18 protein-coding genes are annotated in these 19,961 nt (G+C 71.0%); 7 read left to right on the plus strand and 11 right to left on the minus strand.

Features of this window, described 5'->3' with window-relative positions:
* The first annotated feature begins 97 nt into the window (after positions 1–97).
* Both OG568_RS18810 and OG568_RS18815 read left to right on the plus strand, forming a co-directional pair.
* Positions 98–1,138, plus strand: coding sequence for a permease (locus tag OG568_RS18810; RefSeq protein WP_329532426.1), 1,041 nt, complete (start codon positions 98–100; stop codon positions 1,136–1,138).
* Positions 1,135–1,920 carry a TIGR03943 family putative permease subunit gene (locus OG568_RS18815; RefSeq protein WP_329532427.1) on the plus strand — a complete coding sequence of 262 codons (786 nt, stop codon included), beginning with the start codon at positions 1,135–1,137 and terminating at the stop codon, positions 1,918–1,920. Before OG568_RS18810 ends, OG568_RS18815 begins: the two co-directional genes overlap by 4 nt.
* 237 nt (positions 1,921–2,157) lie before the next feature.
* Here the strand turns inward: OG568_RS18815 and OG568_RS18820 are convergent, their stop codons facing one another.
* Positions 2,158–3,066 (minus strand): ADP-ribosylglycohydrolase family protein, encoded by a 909-nt coding sequence (locus tag OG568_RS18820; protein WP_329532428.1) that lies wholly within the window; start codon positions 3,064–3,066, stop codon positions 2,158–2,160.
* Between the two features lie 69 nt (positions 3,067–3,135).
* Positions 3,136–4,242, minus strand: coding sequence for a ferritin-like domain-containing protein (locus tag OG568_RS18825; protein WP_329532429.1), 1,107 nt, complete (start codon positions 4,240–4,242; stop codon positions 3,136–3,138).
* Positions 4,243–4,382: 140 nt separating this feature from the next.
* On the opposite strand from OG568_RS18825, the gene OG568_RS18830 reads away from it, so the two are divergent.
* The 4 genes from OG568_RS18830 (at position 4,383) to OG568_RS18845 (ending at position 7,773) form a co-directional block, all read left to right on the plus strand.
* Entirely contained in the window at positions 4,383–5,312 is a 930-nt protein-coding gene (locus OG568_RS18830; protein ID WP_329532430.1) for an AurF N-oxygenase family protein, read from the plus strand.
* Between the two features lie 201 nt (positions 5,313–5,513).
* Entirely contained in the window at positions 5,514–6,239 is a 726-nt protein-coding gene (locus OG568_RS18835) for a TetR/AcrR family transcriptional regulator (protein WP_329532431.1), read from the plus strand.
* 25 nt (positions 6,240–6,264) lie between these two features.
* A complete protein-coding gene (locus OG568_RS18840; RefSeq protein ID WP_329532432.1) occupies positions 6,265–6,573 on the plus strand; it encodes a hypothetical protein in 309 nt (102 codons plus the stop codon).
* A gap of 102 nt (positions 6,574–6,675) precedes the next feature.
* The gene (locus tag OG568_RS18845) at positions 6,676–7,773 is read left to right on the plus strand and encodes a C40 family peptidase (RefSeq protein ID WP_329532433.1); all 1,098 of its coding nucleotides are present in this window, start codon (positions 6,676–6,678) and stop codon (positions 7,771–7,773) included.
* Between the two features lie 208 nt (positions 7,774–7,981).
* Here the strand turns inward: OG568_RS18845 and OG568_RS18850 are convergent, their stop codons facing one another.
* The 6 genes from OG568_RS18850 to OG568_RS18875 all read right to left on the minus strand — a co-directional run bounded on the left by OG568_RS18850 (position 7,982) and on the right by OG568_RS18875 (position 14,742).
* Entirely contained in the window at positions 7,982–8,788 is an 807-nt protein-coding gene (locus tag OG568_RS18850) for a CAP domain-containing protein (RefSeq protein WP_329532434.1), read from the minus strand.
* Positions 8,789–9,016: 228 nt separating this feature from the next.
* Complete coding sequence (locus OG568_RS18855; protein ID WP_329532435.1) at positions 9,017–10,270, minus strand: styrene monooxygenase/indole monooxygenase family protein; 1,254 nt, start codon at positions 10,268–10,270, stop codon at positions 9,017–9,019.
* A 24-nt stretch (positions 10,271–10,294) separates the two neighbouring features.
* A complete protein-coding gene (locus tag OG568_RS18860) occupies positions 10,295–10,969 on the minus strand; it encodes a GTP-binding protein (RefSeq protein ID WP_434481861.1) in 675 nt (224 codons plus the stop codon).
* Positions 10,950–11,357, minus strand: a complete 408-nt coding sequence (locus OG568_RS18865) for a DUF742 domain-containing protein (RefSeq protein WP_054236698.1) — start codon at positions 11,355–11,357, stop codon at positions 10,950–10,952. The genes OG568_RS18860 and OG568_RS18865 overlap by 20 nt, the downstream gene beginning before the upstream one ends.
* Positions 11,354–11,857, minus strand: a complete 504-nt coding sequence (locus OG568_RS18870; protein ID WP_266585757.1) for a roadblock/LC7 domain-containing protein — start codon at positions 11,855–11,857, stop codon at positions 11,354–11,356. The genes OG568_RS18865 and OG568_RS18870 overlap by 4 nt, the downstream gene beginning before the upstream one ends.
* A complete protein-coding gene (locus OG568_RS18875) occupies positions 11,854–14,742 on the minus strand; it encodes a sensor histidine kinase (protein WP_329532436.1) in 2,889 nt (962 codons plus the stop codon). Before OG568_RS18875 ends, OG568_RS18870 begins: the two co-directional genes overlap by 4 nt.
* 413 nt (positions 14,743–15,155) lie before the next feature.
* Between OG568_RS18875 and OG568_RS18880 the strand changes: the two genes are divergently transcribed.
* Positions 15,156–15,944, plus strand: coding sequence for a hypothetical protein (locus OG568_RS18880; RefSeq protein ID WP_266585753.1), 789 nt, complete (start codon positions 15,156–15,158; stop codon positions 15,942–15,944).
* A gap of 18 nt (positions 15,945–15,962) precedes the next feature.
* On the opposite strand, the gene OG568_RS18885 is transcribed toward OG568_RS18880, so the two are convergent.
* From OG568_RS18885 to lon, 3 genes are all read right to left on the minus strand, one after another.
* Positions 15,963–16,394, minus strand: a complete 432-nt coding sequence (locus tag OG568_RS18885) for a MarR family winged helix-turn-helix transcriptional regulator (protein WP_329532437.1) — start codon at positions 16,392–16,394, stop codon at positions 15,963–15,965.
* Between the two features lie 30 nt (positions 16,395–16,424).
* Positions 16,425–16,943: a MarR family winged helix-turn-helix transcriptional regulator gene (locus tag OG568_RS18890; RefSeq protein WP_329532438.1), complete on the minus strand. Its 519-nt coding sequence runs from the start codon at positions 16,941–16,943 to the stop codon at positions 16,425–16,427.
* A 223-nt stretch (positions 16,944–17,166) separates the two neighbouring features.
* Entirely contained in the window at positions 17,167–19,584 is a 2,418-nt protein-coding gene (gene lon / locus OG568_RS18895) for an endopeptidase La (RefSeq protein ID WP_329532439.1), read from the minus strand.
* Between the last annotated feature and the right edge of the window lie 377 nt (positions 19,585–19,961).

Raw genomic sequence — 19,961 nt, forward strand, 5'->3', positions numbered from 1 at the left:
GCCCCGCCTGAACGGCCGTACCGATACGGGCGTATTTATGGGGAGGGGAACCCACCCACGAGATTCCAGCCCGTGCCCTGCCGGAGGTACCTCGCCCGTGAGCATCACCAAAGCGGCCCCGCCCGGGGCCGACCACCGCGACGAGGACGCGCCGGACGGTCCACGGGAACAGGCGGCCGGATCCCAGGGCTGGCAGTTCAACTCGCCGCTCGTGCTGGTCATGGTGCTGCTCGTCCTGGTGGTGGCCCAGGGGCCCGTCCGCCGGGCGCTGTCGGCGCCGGTGATGCAGAGCTGGATGACCGTGTTCGTCGCGGTGGTCGTCCAGGCACTGCCCTTCCTCGTCCTCGGCGTGCTGCTGTCGGCGGTCATCGCGGTGTTCGTGCCACCGACGTTCTTCGCCCGGGCGCTGCCGAAGCGGCCCGCGCTGGCCGTGCCCGTCGCGGGGTTGGCCGGGGCAGTGCTGCCCGGCTGCGAGTGCGCGTCGGTGCCGGTGGCGGGCGCGCTGGTACGACGGGGGGTCACGCCCGCGGCGGCGCTGGCGTTCCTGCTGTCGGCGCCCGCGATCAACCCGATCGTGCTGACGGCCACCGCCGTCGCGTTCCCCCGCAACCCCGAGATGGTCCTCGCCCGGTTCGTGGCGAGTCTGCTCGTGGCCTGTGTGATGGGGTGGCTGTGGCAGCGACTCGGGCGGGCGGACTGGCTGCGACCGCCGGCCCGGCCCTCGCACGAGGGGCTCGGCAAGGGGGCCGCGTTCTGGGATTCCGTGCGGCACGACGTGATGCACGCCGGCGGGTTCCTCGTCATCGGGGCGATGGCGGCGGCCACGCTCAAGGCCGTCGTACCGGCGACCTGGCTGCACGCCGCGGCCGCGAACCCCGTGGTGGCGATCCTCGCCCTCGCGGTCCTCGCCGTGCTGCTCTCCATCTGCTCCGAGGCCGACGCGTTCGTCGTCTCCTCGCTGACCCAGTTCTCGCTGACCGCGCGGCTGGCCTTCCTCGTGGTGGGACCCATGATCGACCTGAAACTCTTCGCCATGCAGGCGGGCACCTTCGGCCGCGGCTTCGCCCTGCGGTTCGCGCCCGCCACCTTCGCCCTGGCCATCCTCGGCTCGGTCCTCGTCGGGACGGTACTGCTGTGAACCGGCAGGCACAGGCGGCGGTCCTGTTCCTCGTCGGCGCGGCGGTCCTGCACGCCGGGCTCACCGACCTCTACCTGCGCTACGTCAAGGCGGGCTTGCGGCCGCTGCTGCTGGCCGCCGGGGTCGTACTGATCGTGGCGGCGCTGGCGACGGTCTGGTACGAGCGGCGGCCGGCGAAGACCTCGAAGGCCGAACTCCACACCGGGCACGGGAACGGCGACGGGGACGGAGACGGGCATGAGGACGGAGACGGTCACGGGCACGGGCACGTCCACCGCGAACCCCGTGTCGCCTGGCTCCTGGTCCTCCCCCTCTTCGCCCTGATCCTGGTCTCCCCGCCCGCGCTCGGCTCCTACAGCGCCATGCACGCCGGTACGGCCCTGCAGGCGCCCCTCGCCTACCCGTCCCTGCCGGCCACCGACCCGCTCCCGCTCGGCGTCGTCGACTACGCGGGCCGCGCCGCCTACGACCACGGGCGCACCCTGGCCCACCGGCGGGTCGCGGTCACCGGCTTCGTCGCCCTCGCCAAGGACGGCACCCCGTACCTGGTCCGGATGGCCCTCAACTGCTGTGCCGCCGACGCCCAACCGGTCAAGATCGGCCTGACCGGCCACGTCCCGCCCGTCCTGCAGCCCGACACCTGGCTCCAGGTCACCGGCACCTACACCGCCAGGCAGACCAAGGACCCCGTCAACGACGGCCGCATCCCGTTCCTCGACGTCATCGCGGCCAAACCGGTCCCGACCCCGCACGACCCGTACGACGAGAGCTGGAACAACTGAGGACGGGAGTGGCCTAGGGGCTGTCCGGCGGATCAAGTCGCAGGAAAGCAGCGGTGACTGATCAGCCGAGGTGAGCGGGGTCTGGTGCGTCCAACTGCAACGCGGAGGAGGGAGTCCACGCGATGGGGGGTCCCCCCGCTCGAGCGAAGTCGAGAGTGGGGGAGTCGGCGACCGACGACAACGCCGCAGGTGGGCGTGCCAGACCCCGCGTCTGCGGCATGATCCGCCGGACAGCCCCTAGGAAGCGCCGGGTACGGCCTCGCGGCGGCTCAGCCAGTCCTCGGGCACGTGCCGCACTCCCGTACGGGCGCCCACGATGCCGCCCGTGATGGCGCACGTCGTGTCGACGTCGCCGAAGCCCTCCGCCGTGGTCCACAGGGCCGAGGTCAGGTCGTCGGGGTGGCGGGCGGCACACCAGACCGCGAACGGGACGGTGTCGTCGGCGCGGACCCGTTGGCCGTTGCCGAGGATGTCCGCGGCCTTCCAGGGTTCGGTGGTGAAGGGGAGGCTCGCGGCGCGGCGCAGCCCCTCGCGGACGGCGCTGTCGGGCGTGGCCTCGACGACCGTGCCGATGTTCAGGTCCCGCCGAGTGGACAGCGCCGCCGCGACGGCCACCGCCACCGCGCCCGCGATGCCCTCCGGGTGGGCATGGGTCACCTCCGCCGACAGCGTCGCCTGTGCGATCACCAGGCGCAGGTCGCGCCGGAACCAGGCGCCCAGCGGAGCCACCCGCATCGCCGCGCCGTTTCCGAGACTGCCCTCGCCGTCGAAGAGGCCGCGCGCCAACTCCGCCCAGCGGTCCGGCTCCTGGAGGAGACGCGGGAGCAGTTGGCGCATGCCGTAGCCGTAGCCCCGGGCCGGGTCGGCGTCGTAGCCGAGGGCGAACGCCTGGGCCAGTTCCGGTTGGCGGATCTCGCCGTGCTCGTCGAGGACACGGACGATTCCGAGTGCCATCGCCGTGTCGTCCGTCCAGTGCCACTCCGGTTCCTCGGGGGTGCGCCGGGCGCGGATCTCCTCGTACGCCTGGGGGCGGTCCCGGAAGAGGGGGAACCAGCGTTCGCCGAAGGCGTCGCCCAGGGCCAGGCCCTCCAGGCTGCGGCGGGCCAGGGCGTGGGGGGAGAACTCGGGGTTCGGGGTGGCTGTCATGGTGTGAGCATGCCGGTCGGGGTGGGCCCGCGCACGCGTGTTTGAGCGGGCCGTTTCTGGTGGTTCGCCTTACGAGTCCTCACCCTTCTCGATCATCTCCTCCACCTCCGCCACCCGTTCCTTCTCCTCCGCCGCGAACCTCTCCGCGTCCAGCCGCTCCGCGACCTCCTCGTCCTGGGCCATCAGCAGGTCGAGGTTGGAGTCGCCCATCTCGAAGACGCCCATGTCGACGTACGCCTGCTGGAGGCGTTCGCCCCACAGGCCGATGTCCTTGACGCACGGGACGATGCGACTGAAGAGCAACTGGCGGAACAGGCGCAGGAATTCGGACTGTTCGCTGTATTCCTCGGCCTCGGCTTTCGGAATGCCGAAGTTCTCCAGGACCTCGACGCCGCGCAGCCGGTCCCGCATCAAGTAGCAGCCCTCGATGACGAATTCCTCGCGCTCGCGGAGTTCGGCGTCGGAGAGCTGTGTGTAGTAGTCGCGCAGCGCCATGCGGCCGAAGGCGACGTGCCGGGCCTCGTCCTGCATCACGTAGGCGAGGATCTGCTTGGGGAGGGGCTTGTCGGTGGTGTCCCTGATCATGCCGAAGGCCGCCAGGGCCAGGCCCTCTATGAGGACCTGCATCCCGAGGTACGGCATGTCCCAGCGGGAGTCACGGAGGGTGTCGCCGAGGAGCGACTGCAGGTTGTCGTTGATCGGGTAGAGCATGCCGATCTTCTCCTGCAGGAAGCGGGCGTAGATCTCGGCGTGGCGGGCCTCGTCCATGGTCTGGGTGGCCGAGTAGAACTTGGCGTCGAGGTCGGGCACCGACTCGACGATGCGCGCCGCGCAGACCATGGCCCCCTGCTCACCGTGCAGGAACTGGCTGAACTGCCAGGACGCGTAGTGCTTGCGCAGCTCGCCCTTGTCCCGGTCGGTCATCTTCGCCCAGTGCGGGGTCCCGTAGAGGGTCATCGCCTCGTCGGGGGTGCCGAGGGCGTCGTGGGGATCGACCTCCAGGTCCCAGTCGATCCGTTTCTGGCCGTCCCACTGTTTGTCCTTGCCCTTCTGGTACAGGGCGAGGAGTCGGTCGCGGCCGTCGTCGTACTCCCAGCTGAAGCGTGCCGCCCCTGAGGCCGGTATCTGCCAGAGGGGGTCTCCCGGGTCCTTGGCGTACAGCTCGTGCGTCGGCATACAACGCAGGCTCACATGAGGTAGACGCGGCGTCAACAAGTCGTGCGCAAGGGATTGACGAGCTTGCTGACAAGCAGTCTCATAAGTCGTGACCGTCGGTAACCCCTGGAGTAATCCCGTACGACGAGGTGGGAACAGCCATGACGACCGTGACGGAAGTGGATGCGCTGCGCGATGCGCTCGGTCTGCTCAAGGACCGGGAGCAGGTCGCCGAGCGGCTGCTCGACTCCTCCGCCAAGCACTCCTTCGACCCGGACAAGGAGCTGGACTGGGACGCGCCCTTCGAGGAGGGCAAGTGGTTCTGGCCGCCGGAGCTGGTGTCGCTGTACGGCACCCCGCTGTGGAAGCGGATGGGCGAGGAGCAGCGGGTACTGCTCTCGCGGCACGAGGCCGCGGCGCTGGCTTCGCTGGGGATCTGGTTCGAGATCATTTTGATGCAGTTGCTGGTGCGGCACATTTACGACAAGGCCGCGACCAGTGCGCATGTGCGCTACGCGCTGACCGAGATCGAGGACGAGTGCCGGCACTCGAAGATGTTCGCCCGGCTGATCTCGCACGGTGGAACGCCGTACTACCCGGTGAGCCGGACGCATCTGAATCTCGGGCGGGTCTTCAAGACCATCTCGACCACGCCCGGATCCTTCACGGCGACTCTGCTCGGCGAGGAGATCCTGGACTGGATGCAGCGGCTGACCTTTCCGGACGAGCGGGTGCAGAGCCTGATACGGGGAGTCACGCGCATCCACGTGGTGGAGGAGGCGCGGCATGTGCGGTACGCGCGGGAGGAGCTGCGGCGGCAGATGGTGACGGCGCCGCGGTGGTCGCAGGAGTTCACGAGGGTGACGTCCGGGGAGTTCGCGCGGGTCTTCTCCGTCGCCTTCATCAACCCGGAGGTCTACACGAACGTGGGACTCGACCAGCGGGAGGCCGTGGCGCAGGTGCGGGCGAGCGGGCATCGGCGGGAGGTCATGCAGACCGGGGCCAAGCGGCTGACCGACTTCCTGGACGACATCGGGGTGCTGCGGGGGGTCGGGCGACGGCTGTGGAAGGCGTCGGGGCTGCTGGCCTGAACGCGGCGCCTGCGGTGCGTGGGTCGGGGCCGTGACGGTACGTCGAGCCCGTCGCCGCCGGATCAGACGTGGGCCGGGCAAGGGAGCCGCTGCTCGATCCGAACGTAAGCGACGGGCTTGCGACATACCGCCACGACCCCTTGCGTCGCATCGAGGCCGCGGGTGGATGGGGGCTCGTGTCCTGGCCGTTACGCTGCCGATATGACCTCGCAGGCTCCTCCCCCCGCATACCGCCGGCTGAGTGTCGAGGAGCGGCGCTCGCAGCTCCTCGAAGCGGCGCTGTCCCTCTTCGCGCACCGGGCGCCCGAGGAGGTCTCGCTCGATGACGTGGCCGAGGCGGCGGGCGTGTCACGGCCCCTTGTGTACCGGTACTTCCCGGGCGGCAAGCAGCAGCTGTACGAGGCCGCCCTGCGGTCCGCCGCGGAGGTTCTGGAGCACTGTTTCGCGGAGCCCCCCGAGGGGCCGCTGAGCGAGCGGCTGGCCAGGGCTCTGGATCGGTATCTGGCGTTCGTGGACCAGCACGACGCCGGGTTCAGCGCCTTGCTGCAGGGTGGGAGCGTCGTCGAGACGTCCCGGACGACGGCCATAGTGGACGGCGTACGGCGGGCCGCGGCGGAGCACATTCTGGATCATCTGGGGGTGCGGGAGCCGGGGCGACTGCTGCGGATGACCGTGCGGATGTGGATCACGGCGGTGGAGGGTGCCTCGTTGAGCTGGCTGGACGGGGGCAAGGAGCCGCCGTTGGACGAACTGCGGGACTGGCTCGTGGAGCAGTTCGTGGCGATGGTCGTGGTCAGTGCCGGGCGGGATGCGCAGACCGCCGCGGTGGTGCGGGCCGCGCTCGCCCTGGAGCGGCCGGAAGGGGCCGTGGGCGGGCTGGCCCGGGCGGTTCTTCCGGTGATCGGTGACGCCGCGCGACTGCTGTGACGGGTGCGTTTGTGACACTGGTGGCGTGAAGAGCGAAGACACCCCCTTCGAGGGCGGCCCGCTGGACGGGCGTGTGCTGCCCGTCCTGCTCGGTCTGACCGGACACCCGCCGAAGGTGTACCGGGTTCCGGTTCCGGCTGCCGACGGCGGGCCGCCGACCGTGCTCGTCTACCGGCGGGTCCAGGCGCGGGTGAGCAAGCGGCTGGGGCTGCATCAGAGGTGGAAGTACGAGTACGACCCCTCGGGCGGCACGGGGAGCGGGCGGAAGTGGCCCTGGTCCAAGCCCGGCGCCGAGAGCGGGGGAGCCACGCCGGAGTCCCACGCCGACGAGTGAGGTTCTTGGTCCGAACCGGTCAGTCGGCGCGCACTCGGGATGCGCCTGCTTGATCCTGCCGGTGCGAGGTGGAGGTACCACCTCGGCACCGGAGGTGATGGCGTGTCAGGAAGGCTTGTGCGTCTGGCTTGTACGGCCGCGATGACGTCGGGAGCGTTGTTCGCGTCCGCGTCCGCGGTGGCGGCCGTGCCGGATCCAGGGTCCGAAGGGCGTTCCGTGAGCCGACTGCTGACGGATCTTCAGCGGCTGTACCGGGACACCGAACGCGCCACCGAGACGTACGACGCCACGGCGGAGAAGCTGAAGAAGCAGAAGGCCGAGGTCGCCCGGCTCGACGGGAACCTCGCCAAGGCCCGCCTCTCACTGCACGACAGCCGCGCGGCGGCGGGGCGGCTCGCCCGGCAGCAGTACCAGAACAGCGGCGAGATCTCGTCGTACGTACGGCTGCTGCTCGCCCGTGATCCGCAGCACGCCCTGGACCAGGGGCACGTGATCGGGCAGCTGGCACAGGAACGGATCCAGACCGTGGGCCGGCTGGAGGGGACGGAGAAGAGGACCGACGGGCTGGCGCGGGAGGCGCGCAAGGCGCTCGACGGTCAACTCGCGCTCGCCGAGCGGCAGAAGAGGGAGCGCGACGAGGTACAGGGGCGGCTGAAGGACGTCGAGAAACTGCTCGCCTCGCTCAGCGTCGGCCAGCTCGCCGAGCTCACCCGGCTGGAGACGTCGGGAGCCACCGAGGCGCAGCAGAAGCTCGTGGCCTCGGGGGCGGCGCTCAGCAGTACGCGGCCGCCGACCCCGGAGGGCGAGAAGGCGGTGCGGTACGCGGTCGAGCAGGTCGGGAAGCCGTACGTGTGGGGGGCCACGGGACCGGGGTCGTACGACTGCTCGGGACTCACCTCACAGGCCTGGGAGCACGCCGGGCGGCCCATCCCCCGCACCAGCCAGGAGCAATGGGCCCGGTTGCCGCACATTCCGCTGAGCGGGCTGCGCCCCGGGGACCTGGTGCTCTACTTCCCCGGGGCCACGCATGTCGCCCTGTACGTGGGCAACGGCCTGGTGGTGCAGGCCCCGAGACCGGGTACCGACGTCAAGGTCTCCCCCATCGCCGCCAACCCGTTGCTGGGAGCGGTCCGCCCGGATCCGGACGGAGAGCCCCTGGCGCGGTACACCCCGCCGAAGCCGGCGACAGCGCCCCGTTAGGGGCGCGGGGAACCGCGTGGCCGGCCACCGGCTCCCCGGTCACGGAGGCCAGGTACGCCTCCGTCTTCTCGGGCTCAGAGAAGTCATCCCACGGCCTCGCGGGCTCACTACCTGCTGGTTCTCCCCAACCAGCTTGCCCGAAAGGAGCCATGGGCCGTCCCTGGGATCTGGCGCGGTTCTGCACATGCGAGAGACCTCGACGGGGGATTCACCGCTGGCAGCGTCCGAACGTCACGACGTAGGTGCCGGCGCTGGGCGACGAGGCCCCGGCCCGGTCCGCCGAGCCGGGCTGGGCCCACGGGCCTATCTCGCGCAGCGACGGCTTGAGGATGATGGCGCGGTGGCCGGGGCTGTTCATCCACCAGTTGACGGCGGCCTGCGGAGTTCCCGATCCGCCCCACCCGGTGTACGTGATCTCGTTGAACTCCCACGAGCGGGGGTTGGGACAGTATCCGGCCGCCTGGATGCGGCTCTGCGGTGTCGAGCCGGTTTGGGGGTTGCGGTGCGGGTCCTTGCCCGGTCCCCACCACTTCAGCTGGACGGCCGCGACAGCATGCTGCTGGGCCGCGTTCGTCAGGGCCTGGCTGATGGTGAGGGCAGGCAGCCCGCGCTGTGTGCGCTGCGCGTTGATCAGGCACATCACGGCAGTCCTCGCCTGAGTGACCGTCCCGGCAGTCGGAGCCCGGTTGGCGGCGGCCGGGTCGCAGGTCACGGCGGCCGCGGGCGGGGCCGCCACGACAGGGAGGAGCGTGGCCGACAGGGTGACAGCCGCGGCGGTGCTCAGCAGTTTTCCGGTGCGCGACATATGGCTTTGCACGGATACTCCACCTCCTGCGAACACGAACGGTGTTGTCATCCAGGCTGCCACCGGCCCTGACCCGTCGCCATCCGGGGCCGCGGGCCGGGCGTGCCGCTCGCGGGTGCGCTTGTCCTTCTCCCTGCCCTCGGCCCGCAGCCGCTCCAGCTCCGCGCGCACGCTCTCCCGCAAACAACCGCCGGGCGAGGGCTCTGCCACCGGCCGGACCGACGACGGCGACCCGTTGCGCCTCGCTCGCGACACCCAGGCACGTACGGCGGCTGGATCATCAGCCGATGAGACATCGTGGTGGGCATCCCCACTGGGCTGCGGATGCCCACCACGTGCGGTGCGACAAATGCTGGGCCGTCCGTGGGCCGTCCGAGGACGGCCCACACCGACCGACAACAACCAATGACGCCCGCCGAACCGCTGGTCAGAAACCCATCAGGCTCCTGCGACCGAGGCCAGGTACGCCTCCGTCTTCTCGGGCTCATAGAAGAAGTTCTCGAAGTCCGCCGGGTCGTTGAAGCCGTTGGCGAAACGATGCGCCACCGCCGGGATCTGCCCGCCGGCCCCGATCAGGTTGAGGACGTGCTCCGGCGGCACGCCCAGCATGGCGTTCGTCCACTTCGTCACGTGCTGAGCCGTGTCCCAGTACCGGTCGAACGTGGACCGCATCCACGTCTCGTCGAACTCCTTGTCCTCGTGCTCGAGGATCGAGGCGAGGTACGCCGCCGCGCACTTGGAGGCGGAGTTGGAGCCCTGGCCGGTGATCGGGTCGTTGGCGACGACCACGTCGGCGACGCCCAGGACCAGGCCGCCACCGGGGAGGCGGCCGATCGGGCCCCGGACGGTGGGCGCGTAGCGTCCGGACAGCGTCGCGTTGGCGTCGGTCAGTTCGACCTTGGTGGCCCGGGCGTACTCCCACGGCACGAACTTCTCCATGAGTTCCAGGGTCAGGGAGAGGTGCTCGGCGGGGTCCTTGATGCCGTTGAAGGCGTCGACCGGGCCGCCGGGTACGCCCTCCCAGAAGAGGATGTCCGCGCGGCCGGAGGTGGTGAGGGTCGGCATGACGAAGAGCTCGCCGACGCCGGGGACCAGGTTGCAGCGGACCGCGTCGTAGTCGGGGTGCTCGGGGCGCGGGCCCAGACCGTGGACATAGGCGACGGCGAGGGCGCGCTGCGGCTCCGTGTACGGGGAACGGGCGGCGTCCCGGCCGAACATGGAGACCAGTTCGCCCTTGCCGGCCGACACCAGGACCAGGTCGTACGTACGGGCGAAGTAGTCGAGGTCGGAGACCGCGGCGCCGTGGATGACCAGCTGGCCGCCGCGCTGGGCGAAGGTCTCCATCCAGCCGGCCATCTTCACCCGCTGGTCGACCGACTGCGCGTAGCCGTCGAGCCGGCCCACCCAGTCGATCGCGCGCTGGGTCGGGCCGGGGTCGTGCGAGCCGGGGGCGGCGACCGAGACGCCGAGGCCTTCGATCTTCGGGGCCTGGGACTCCCAGAAGTTCAGCTGGAGATCGCGCTCGTGCTGAAGTGCCGTGTGGAACATGCACTGCGTCGACATGACGCGCCCGGTGCGGATCTCGTCCGCCGTCCGGTTCGACATCAGGGTGACCTCGTACCCGTGCGACTGGAGGCCGAGGGCAAGCTGGAGTCCGGACTGACCGGCTCCGACGACGAGTATCTTCCGCATGCGCGTCCTAACTCCGTGTACGTCCTATTCGGGGCTCACGTCGAGCGCGTGCCCCACCAATGCGAGCAGGGTCTCGACGACCGAGATCCGGCGCCTGGCATCCATGATCATGACAGGTATGTGTGAGGGCACCGTGAGGGCCTCGCGCACATCGTCGGCGTCGAAGTGCTCGCTGCCGTCGAAGTGGTTGACCGCGACGACATACGGCAGTCCGCAGCTCTCGAAGTAGTCGAGCGCCGGGAAGCAGTCCTTGAGACGGCGGGTGTCGGCGAGGACCACCGCGCCGATCGCGCCGCGCACCAGGTCGTCCCACATGAACCAGAACCGCTGCTGGCCCGGCGTGCCGAAGAGGTACAGGACCAGGTCGTCGTCGAGGGTGATGCGGCCGAAGTCCATGGCCACGGTCGTGGTCACTTTGTCGGGGGTGCCGGTGAGGTCGTCCGTCTCCTCGCTGGCCTGGGTCATCAGCGCCTCCGTCTGGAGGGGCGTGATCTCGGAGACCGCGGTCACCAGCGTGGTCTTGCCCACGCCGAAGCCGCCCGCCACCACGATCTTCGTCGCGATCGGGGCGCGGGTGCGGTCGGTCTGCCAGGCCTGGAGGTTGTCGTCGGACTCGGGCAGCGGCACCGGGGCCAGCGGCATCGGAACCGAGGCGGGGGAGGCCGTTCTCGGCGCACCCTCAGAGACGACGGAGTCCATTCAGCACCCTTTCCAGCAGAGCGCGGTCCGGCTGTCCCGGGCCGTGACCTGTTCCGTACACACGGATCTTTCCCTGGTCCGCCAGGTCGCTCAGGAGGACGCGGACCACACCCAGCGGCATCCTGAGGAGGGCGGCGATCTCGGCCACCGTACGCATCCGGCGGCAGAGTTCGACGATGGCCCGCATCTCGGGCATCACCCGGGTCGCGAGCGAGCCGTTGGTCAGCTCCTTGCGCTCCTCGGGGGCCTCGAGCGCCGCCACGAACGTCTCGACCAGCAGCACGTGCCCGAAACGGGTACGGCCGCCGGTGAGCGAGTACGGGCGCACGCGGGCCGGTTTGCGGTCCCCGCCACGTATGGGGAGCTTGGGCGCGGAGGAAGAACTCACTGGGCACTCCCCGTCGGCTTGGCTTCTAGTGACTGGCGTAGCTCGCTGCGGAGTTCGGGCGTCAGGACGTGTCCGGCGCGGCCGACGAAGAGCGCCATGTGGTACGCCACCACGCTCATGTCGCAGTCCGGGGCGCCGTGCACGCCGAGCAGCGAGCCGTCGCTGATCGACATGACGAAGACACTGCCCTCGTCCATCGCGACCATCGTCTGTTTCACCCCGCCCCCGTCCATCAGCTTGGCGGCGCCGATGGTGAGGCTGCCGATGCCGGAGACGATGGTGGCGAGGTCGGCGGAGGAGCCCTTGGGGCCGGTGGGGCGTGCCTCCGCCCCGGTGCGGGCCTCCGCGTTCCTCCCGGGGTCGGAGGAGAGCAGCAGCAGACCGTCGGAGGAGACGACCGCGACCGACTGGAGGCCCGGCACCTCCTCGACGAGGTTCGTCAGCAGCCAGTGCAGATTGCGGGCTTCACTGCTCAGGCCGAAGGTACTGGGCGCGGTCAACTGCTTGCCTCCTCGACTGTGCCCCCCGATGCGTCTACTGCGTCCTGCTGTCGCACCGCGCCCTGTGCTTGGTCCGACGCGGTGTTCCGTGCGGTGTCGTGCGGGGTGGGCGTCTGGCCCGTCTGTTCGGCGATCTCCGCCTCCACGTCGCGGCGGCCGTCCGTCGCGCCCCGGTGGAAGCCGCCGAGCCTGCGCCGCAGCGCCTCGGCGTCCACCCCGCCGACGCGCGGCCGGGGGACCGGCGCGGGCGCCGAGATCTTCGGCGTCCGCTTGGGCAGACCCTTGTCGGTGACCCGCTCCGGCTCCTCGTCCGACACCCGTTCATGCGAGTCGGGGCCGATGGCGTAGGGGTCGGGAGTGCCGGCGTAGGGGTCGGTGGTGGTGGTGTACGGGTCGGTGGTGGCCTGGGCGGGGAGGGCGACGTCCGGGGCGGGGGCCGTCCCGGACGCGGTGGGCTCGTCCGGCAGGGCCACCGGCTCGTCCGCCGAGACCACCGGTGCCATGAGCTCCATGGTGGTCTCGGAGAGTGTCGGCTCGGGGGCGCGTACCGCCTCCTGTGCGGCGGTGTCCGCCTGTACGGCCTGCTCCGCGGCGGCGATCAGAGGGTCCTCGTCACCGGCGGGAGCGGCGGGAGCGGCGGGGCTCGCCTGGTTCCGTGCCGTGAGGGCCGAACGGCCGCGCAGGACGTTGGAGTTGGCCTCCGCGTCGGCACCCGGGAGGGCGACCGAGGGGGCGGCTCCGGCGACCGGGGCGGCCGTGGGGACCGTGACGGCGGGCGCGGTCGCGAGCAGCGTCCCGGGGAGGACCACCACGGCCGCGGTGCCGCCCTGCTTCTGCTCCCGCAGCTGTACGCGCACACCGTGCCGGTGGGCGAGGCGCGCCACCACGTACAGGCCGAGCCCGAGTCCCTCGCCGCTCTCCTGGTCGTAGGCGTCCTCCGGATCGAACTCGGAGAGACGGGCGTTGAGCTGGGCCATCCGGTCGGCGGCCATGCCGATGCCCTCGTCCTGCACGGAGAGCATCACCTCGCCGCTCTCCAGCAGCCAGCCGGAGACCTCGACGGGCAGGTCGGGCGGCGAGAACGACGAGGCGTTCTCCAGGAGTTCGGCCACCAGGTGCGAGAGGTCGTCCGCGGCGAACCCGGCGAGGTGCGCGTGCGGCGGCAGGACGGCGATACGGACGCGCTCGTACCGCTCGATCTCGCTGACCGCGGCACGTACGACGTCGACGAGCGGGACGGGGCCCGCGTGGTGCTGGACGTGTTCGTGACCGGCGAGGACGAGCAGGTTCTCGCTGTGGCGCCGCATGACGGTGGCGAAGTGGTCCAGCTTGAAGAGCGTGCCGAGGCGGTCCGGGTCCTGCTCGCGCTCCTCCAGGCCCTCGATGACCCCGAGCTGCCGCTCGACCAGACCGAGGGTGCGCAGCGCGAGGTTGACGAAGGTGCCGTGGATGGTGCCGCGCACCTGCTCCAGATGGGCGGCCGCGTCGGCGAGTTCCGCGCGCAGCTTGTCGCGCTCGTCGGCCATCATCTGGCGCTGCCCGATGAGGTGCTTGCGGTCCGACTCGAGGGTGGTGAGCCGCTCGTGGAGCGCGGCGGCGTGCGCGTGCAGCGCGTTGACGGACCGGACCACCTGGGCGAACTCGTCGTTGCGGCCGGTGAACTTCACCGGCTCCTGCGCTCCCGGGTCCGCGGCGAGGCGGGCCGAGCCCCGGCGCAGTACGGACAGCGGGCGGGTGAGCGTACGGGCCATCGCCATCGAGACGCCGACCGCGACCAGCAGCAGGGTGCCGATGAGGGCGATCCGGACCTCCAGCGCGGTGACGTCGTCGTCCCGCAGCCGCTCCAGGTCCTTGGTGCGGTGGTCGTTGAGCGAGGCCTCGGCGCCGCGCATCAGCTCGACGCGGGCGGAGAGCGCCGCGTCCACCTTGTTCGTACTGGAGTCGAGCTCGGAGTCGGAGAGCGTCGGCTGGTCGGTGAGTTTGGTGAGGTACTTGTCCGCGGTCGTGACGTCCGGTCCGGTGACCGTGGAGTCGTAGGAGTCCTTGGCGTCCTTGGGGGCCGTCTCGCGGAAGTCCGCGAGGGCCGCGTCCGAGCGGAGCCGGGCCTGCTGGGCGGCGGCGCTGAGCGCGTCGCGCCGCTTGGTGTCGGCGGGGGACGAGCCGCTGGTGGTGGTCGCCAGGCCGGTGAGCGGGCTGATGACCGTCTGGGTGGTGCGCGGGACGTTGAGGGCCGCGAGGAGCAGTCCGCGGGCGGCGGCGGACTGCTGGACCGCGGAGTCCAGCTCGGCGAGGGCGTGCGAGCCGGAGCCCGCGCGGGGCGGCAGCTGCTCGGCCAGGTCCTCGGCGAGCGCGTGGAGTTCGGTGATGACTTCGGAATACGCCTCATGCGCTTCGAGAGCGGTGCTCTTGCCGGTGAGCGCCGCTCTGCGGGCGGTGCCGATGCCGTCCAGGTCCTTCAGGAGGACGGCGGGCGCGTCCTCGTCCGCCCGCACCTCGTCGACCTGCCGGTCGACCCGGGCGCTGCGCTGCTCGGAGGGCGCCTTGGACTTCGGCCGGCCCGCGGCGATGTACGAGGTGACCTCGTCGCGCTCGTCGGCCAGCGAGTGGGCGAGCGTCAGCGCCTGCTGGGTCCGTCCGGCGAGCGTCACCAGGTTCTGGGAGTCGTTCAGCTGCTCGGAGGCCGCCAGGACCGTGGGGGCTCCGGCGCCGGCGATGGCGGCCGCGACGACCGCCACGGCGACGATCAGCCGATTACGCACATGGGCGGAGCGGCCCTTGCCCGCGGGGGTCTGCCCCGCGGCACCCGGCGTGCGCTCCGCACCCCCGTCGGAGGCCGACCGCCCGGCTCCGGAGGCCGACTGCTTGCCTGCGCGCCGAGACCGCATCTTCTGCACCGGTGCTCGCATTCCTGACTCGTGTACCCAAGGGCCCGGGTGACTTTCCGTCAACTGGGCGTCCACCCTCCCCGAGCTCTCGACTTCGCTCGAGCAGGGGCGTCCGCATCGGCTCCCGACCCTCCCAGTGCCGGTGGGCAGTGGTCCCACATCGTCCGGCCCGCCACCCGAAGGAGTGAACCCCGGACGGGAGTTGGCGGGCAAGTTCCTCTGGCGTGTGCGCCCCCCTTGCGCGGCGGGCCGGTTGGACGTCGGCGGCGCGCTTTGGCAGTATTCGCCGCCACGCCCTGCCGGAGTCGATCATTCCATGCCAAACCTGGCGGCTGAGCTGCTGGTCCGCACCAATCCCGCGACCGTTGCCAGCCTTTCGTGGACCTTGTGAAGGGCTCGTGCAGACTGGCCGAATGCGCACCGAACTCGTCTCCGAGCCGGGTGACCCGGCCCGCCCCAATGAGGACTTCGTATCGGTCGGCCTTCCGGCGTCAGGGCAAGGAGGATCACTGGTCGTCCTCGATGGCGTGACACCCCCGCCGGGCGACGACGGCTGTCTGCATTCCGTCCCCTGGTTCTCCACACGCCTCGGCGGAGCCCTGATCGAACTGTCCGTTTCCCGCCGGGATCTACCCCTGTCGGAGATCCTCTCCCGGTCCATCCGGCGCACTTCCGAGGTTCACTCCGACACCTGTGACCTTTCTCACCCGCGTACGCCCCAGGCGACCGTGGTCCTCGCCCGCTGGTCCGCCGACCTCGTCGAGTACCTGGTCCTCTCGGATTCGGCCCTCTTGCTGGAGTCCCCCGCGGGCGTGGTGACGCCGGTCCTGGACGACCGCCTCGCCCGTGTCCCCCGCGCCTCCCTCGCCTCGGACGCGATCGCCGACGCGACCGTCCGCAACAAGGAGGGTGGCTTCTTCACGGCCGCCGCCGATCCGTCGGTCGCGGCCCGGGCGGTGACGGGGACCGTGCCCCGGGCCGAGGTCCGCGCCCTGGCCGCCCTGACGGACGGCGCGACCCGCTGGGTGGAGAAGTTCGGGGAGGGCGACTGGAGCGGCCTGTTCACCGTCGTCCGCAAGGAGGGCGCCCAGGCCCTCGTGGACCGCGTACGGACGCTGGAGCGGGCCGACGCCGAGGCGCGGACGTGGCTGAGGCGGAGCAAGACGCATGACGACGCGACGGTGGCGTTCCTGGAGTGGTGAGTGGGACGGAATGGAGTGTTACTTCTCCATGACCCGGTTCAGCTGGTGCAGCAGCCGGGCCAACTCCGCGACCTCGCGCGGGTCCCAGCCCGCGAGTTCGCGGACGTACCGCGCCCGGCGCGCCTCCCGCACCGTACGGAAGCGGCGGCGCCCCTCGTCCGTGAGATGGACGTGCCAGGCACGCCCGTCGGCGGGGTCGGGCTCACGGGCGACCAGACCGAGCTCCTCCAGGGCATGGAGCTGACGGGACATCGTGGCCTTGCCGACGCCGATGTAGGCGGCCAGCTCGGTGGCGCGCTGCCCGCCGCACTCGTCGAGGCGGTAGAGCAGCCCGTACGCGGAGGACTCCAGGTCCGGATGAACCTCGCGGGCCATCTCACCGGAATTGGCCCGGGCACGCCGCAGCAGCACGGTCAGTTCCCGCTCCAGCGCGGGGAATTCCTGGTCCACGCCCGCCTCCTCCTGCTTCTCCGTGCCGAGCTACTTCTCCATGCCGAGGTTCAGCCGGTGCAGCAGCCGCGCCAGCTCCGCGACCTCGCGAGGATCCCAGTGGGCGAGCTCGCTCACGTACCGGGCGCGCCGTGCCTCACGCACTTGGCCGACCCGGCCGTGGCCCTCCTCGGTGAGGTGGACGAGCCAGGCGCGGCCGTCGGCGGGGTCCGGCTCGCGCGCGACCAGACCGAGCTCCTCCAGTGCGCGCAGCTGGCGGGACATGGTGGCCTTGCCGACGCCGATGTAGGCGGCGAGCGACGTCGCACGCTGGCGACCGCACTCGTCGAGGCGTACGAGGAGCCCGTACGCGGCGGACTCCAGGTCCGGATGGACCTCGCGGGCCATCTCGCCCTGGTTGGCACGGGCACGGCGCAGGAACACGGTCAACTCGCGCTCCAGGGAGAGGAACTCCGGGTCCGCGCCGCCGTGCGCGGCGGGCCGGTCCACACCCGTGCCCGACCCGTCGGATCCGGCCGGACGCCGGCCTCCGTTCCCGTCCTCGCGCACGTCTGCCCCTCACCCGGTTTCCCGACTCCGAAAGTTTTTGCCGAAGGCGGCCATGGCCCCAGCTCCGTAAGTATTTCTCAGGCGTAGACCAACGGCTGCCCACGGCCCCTCTTTCCCGTGCGATCTCGCCGTGCGTGGCTTCGTGAGACGGAAACGGCTGACGGTACGGCGAAGGCCCGGGCCTCCCTCACGGGACCCGGGCCTTCCCTTCCGGCAGCGTCCGTCACGCCGCTACCGGAACCTCCGGCGTCGCGCCGTTCATCGCCGGCGACAGCGCCAGTTCCAGGACCTGGCGGACGTCCGTGACGGCGTGGACGTCCAGCTTCTCCAGCACCTCGGCCGGGACGTCGTCCAGGTCGGCCTCGTTGCGCTTCGGGATGATGACCGTGGTGACACCCGCCCGGTGCGCGGCGAGCAGCTTCTGCTTCACCCCGCCGATGGGCAGGACACGGCCGGTCAGCGAGACCTCACCCGTCATCGCCACGTCCGTGCGGACCAGGCGGCCGGACAGGAGCGAGGCCAGCGCCGTCGTCATGGTGACGCCCGCGCTCGGACCGTCCTTGGGGACCGCGCCCGCCGGGAAGTGGATGTGCACGCCCCGGTCCTTCAGGTCGCCGACCGGCAGTTCCAGCTCGGCGCCGTGCGAGCGGAGGAAGGAGAGCGCGATCTGCGCCGACTCCTTCATCACGTCACCCAGCTGACCGGTCAGGGTCAGACCGGCCGCGCCCGTCTCCGGGTCGGCCAGCGACGCCTCCACGAAGAGGACGTCACCGCCCGCGCCCGTCACGGCCAGACCGGTGGCGACACCGGGCACCGCGGTGCGGCGCTCGGCCGGGTCCTGGGCGGACTCGGGCACGTGGTGCGGCCGTCCGACGAGTCCGCGCAGATCGGCGTCGGTCACCGTGAAGGGCAGCTTCCGCTCGCCGAGTTCGTGCTGCGCCGCGACCTTGCGGAGCAGTCGTGCGACGGCCCGCTCCAGGTTGCGTACGCCCGCTTCCCGGGTGTACTCCCCGGCGAGCTTGCGCAGCGCGCTCTCGTCGAGCGCGACCTCGTCCTTCTCCAGACCGGCCCGCTCCAGCTGACGCGGCAGCAGGTGGTCACGTGCGATGACGACCTTCTCGTCCTCGGTGTAGCCGTCGAGCCGGACCAGTTCCATACGGTCGAGCAGCGCCTCCGGGATGGCTTCGAGCACGTTGGCCGTCGCCAGGAACACCACGTCGCTGAGGTCGAGTTCGACCTCCAGGTAGTGGTCCCGGAAGGTGTGGTTCTGGGCGGGGTCGAGGACCTCGAGCAGCGCCGCGGCGGGGTCGCCGCGGAAGTCGGAGCCGACCTTGTCGATCTCGTCCAGCAGGACCACCGGGTTCATGGACCCGGCCTCCTTGATGGCGCGGACGATACGACCCGGCAGCGCCCCGACGTACGTACGCCGGTGGCCACGGATCTCGGCCTCGTCCCGTACGCCGCCGAGCGCGACGCGGACGAACTTGCGGCCCATGGCGTGCGCGACGGACTCACCGAGCGAGGTCTTGCCGACACCGGGCGGTCCGACGAGGGCGAGCACTGCGCCGCCGCGCCGCCCGCCGACGACGCCGAGACCGCGCTCGGAACGCCGCTTGCGCACGGCCAGGTACTCGGTGATGCGCTCCTTCACGTCCTCCAGACCGGCGTGCTCGGCGTCCAGGATGCTCTTGGCGCCCTGGATGTCGTACTCGTCCTCGGTCCGCTCGTTCCACGGCAGTTCCAGGACGGTGTCGAGCCAGGTCCGGATCCAGGAGCCCTCGGGCGACTGGTCGCTGGACCGCTCCAGCTTGTCGACCTCCTTGAGCGCGGCCTCGCGGACCTTCTCGGGGAGGTCGGCGGCCTCGACGCGGGCCCGGTAGTCGTCGGACTCCTCACCCTCCTTGGCGTCGCCGTTCAGCTCGCGCAGCTCCTTGCGGACGGCCTCGAGCTGGCGCCGCAGCAGGAACTCGCGCTGCTGCTTGTCGACGCCCTCCTGGACGTCCTTCGCGATGGACTCGGCGACATCCTGCTCGGCGAGGTGCTCACGCAGCTGCTCGGTGGCGAGCTTCAGCCGTGCGATGGGGTCGGCGGTCTCCAGCAGCGCGACCTTCTGCTCGGTGCTCAGGAACGGGGAGTAACCGGAATTGTCGGCGAGGGCGGACACGTCGTCGATGGCCTGTACGCGGTCCACGACCTGCCAGGCGGCGCGCTTGCGCAGCCAGCTGGTGGCGAGGGCCTTGTACTCCTTGACCAGTTCGGTCACATGGCCGGGCAGCGGGTCGGGCACGGTCTCGTCGACCTGGGTGCCCTCGACCCACAGGGCGGCACCAGGACCGGTCGTCCCGGCGCCGATCTTCACGCGCCCACGGCCGCGGATCAGCGCGCCCGGGTCGCCGTCGGCCAGTCGGCCGACCTGCTCGACGGTGCCGAGCACGCCCGTGCTCGGGTACGCCCCGTCGATGCGTGGCACCAGCAGCACCCTCGGTTTGCCGGGCTCCGACCGCGCGGCGGCCTGGGCGGCCTCCACCGCGGCGCGTACATCGGCATCGTTCAGGTCCAGCGGAACCACCATCCCGGGCAGCACGACCTCGTCGTCGAGCGGCAACACGGGCAGGGTGAGCGGTGTGGACGTCGAAGCCATTATCTCTCCCTAGGCAGTCAAGTTGAGCTATGCCGACTCAATGCATGTGAGCCCTGGATTGTTCCCCGAGGCCTGTTCGCTCTGAGCGATCGCTCTCCACGGAGAGATCCGTGCAGGTCAGCGGGGTTTGCGTCACGCTTCCCTCTTGGTCGGCGCCACTGCGCCGTAGACCCGCGGCGAACACCTGTGGTGTGGTCAACGCCGTCGGCCCGCCGTCCCTTCCCGTGCGAGCGCGCCCGGTCGACGTGGTCGACGCCTTCGCGAGAGTGCAAAAGCACCGCCACACCACCGCAACCGCATTCACAGCCGGCTCCTTCACACTGCAGGCCCATTCACAGGCTGCTCATTCACAGGCTGTGGATCCACACACGGGGAAG

This window comes from Streptomyces sp. NBC_01450, from assembly GCF_036227505.1.
In the GTDB taxonomy this organism is placed as follows: domain Bacteria; phylum Actinomycetota; class Actinomycetes; order Streptomycetales; family Streptomycetaceae; genus Streptomyces.

Coding starts and splice junctions, on each gene's coding strand:
- OG568_RS18830 (WP_329532430.1), top strand. CDS start 4,383: ATGACGACCGTGACGGAAGTGGATGCGCTGCGCGATGCGCTCGGTCTG.
- OG568_RS18860 (WP_434481861.1), bottom strand. CDS start 10,969: ATGGACTCCGTCGTCTCTGAGGGTGCGCCGAGAACGGCCTCCCCCGCC.
- OG568_RS18880 (WP_266585753.1), top strand. CDS start 15,156: ATGCGCACCGAACTCGTCTCCGAGCCGGGTGACCCGGCCCGCCCCAAT.
- lon (WP_329532439.1), bottom strand. CDS start 19,584: ATGGCTTCGACGTCCACACCGCTCACCCTGCCCGTGTTGCCGCTCGAC.
- OG568_RS18835 (WP_329532431.1), top strand. CDS start 5,514: ATGACCTCGCAGGCTCCTCCCCCCGCATACCGCCGGCTGAGTGTCGAG.
- OG568_RS18855 (WP_329532435.1), bottom strand. CDS start 10,270: ATGCGGAAGATACTCGTCGTCGGAGCCGGTCAGTCCGGACTCCAGCTT.
- OG568_RS18825 (WP_329532429.1), bottom strand. CDS start 4,242: ATGCCGACGCACGAGCTGTACGCCAAGGACCCGGGAGACCCCCTCTGG.
- OG568_RS18875 (WP_329532436.1), bottom strand. CDS start 14,742: ATGCGGTCTCGGCGCGCAGGCAAGCAGTCGGCCTCCGGAGCCGGGCGG.
- OG568_RS18820 (WP_329532428.1), bottom strand. CDS start 3,066: ATGACAGCCACCCCGAACCCCGAGTTCTCCCCCCACGCCCTGGCCCGC.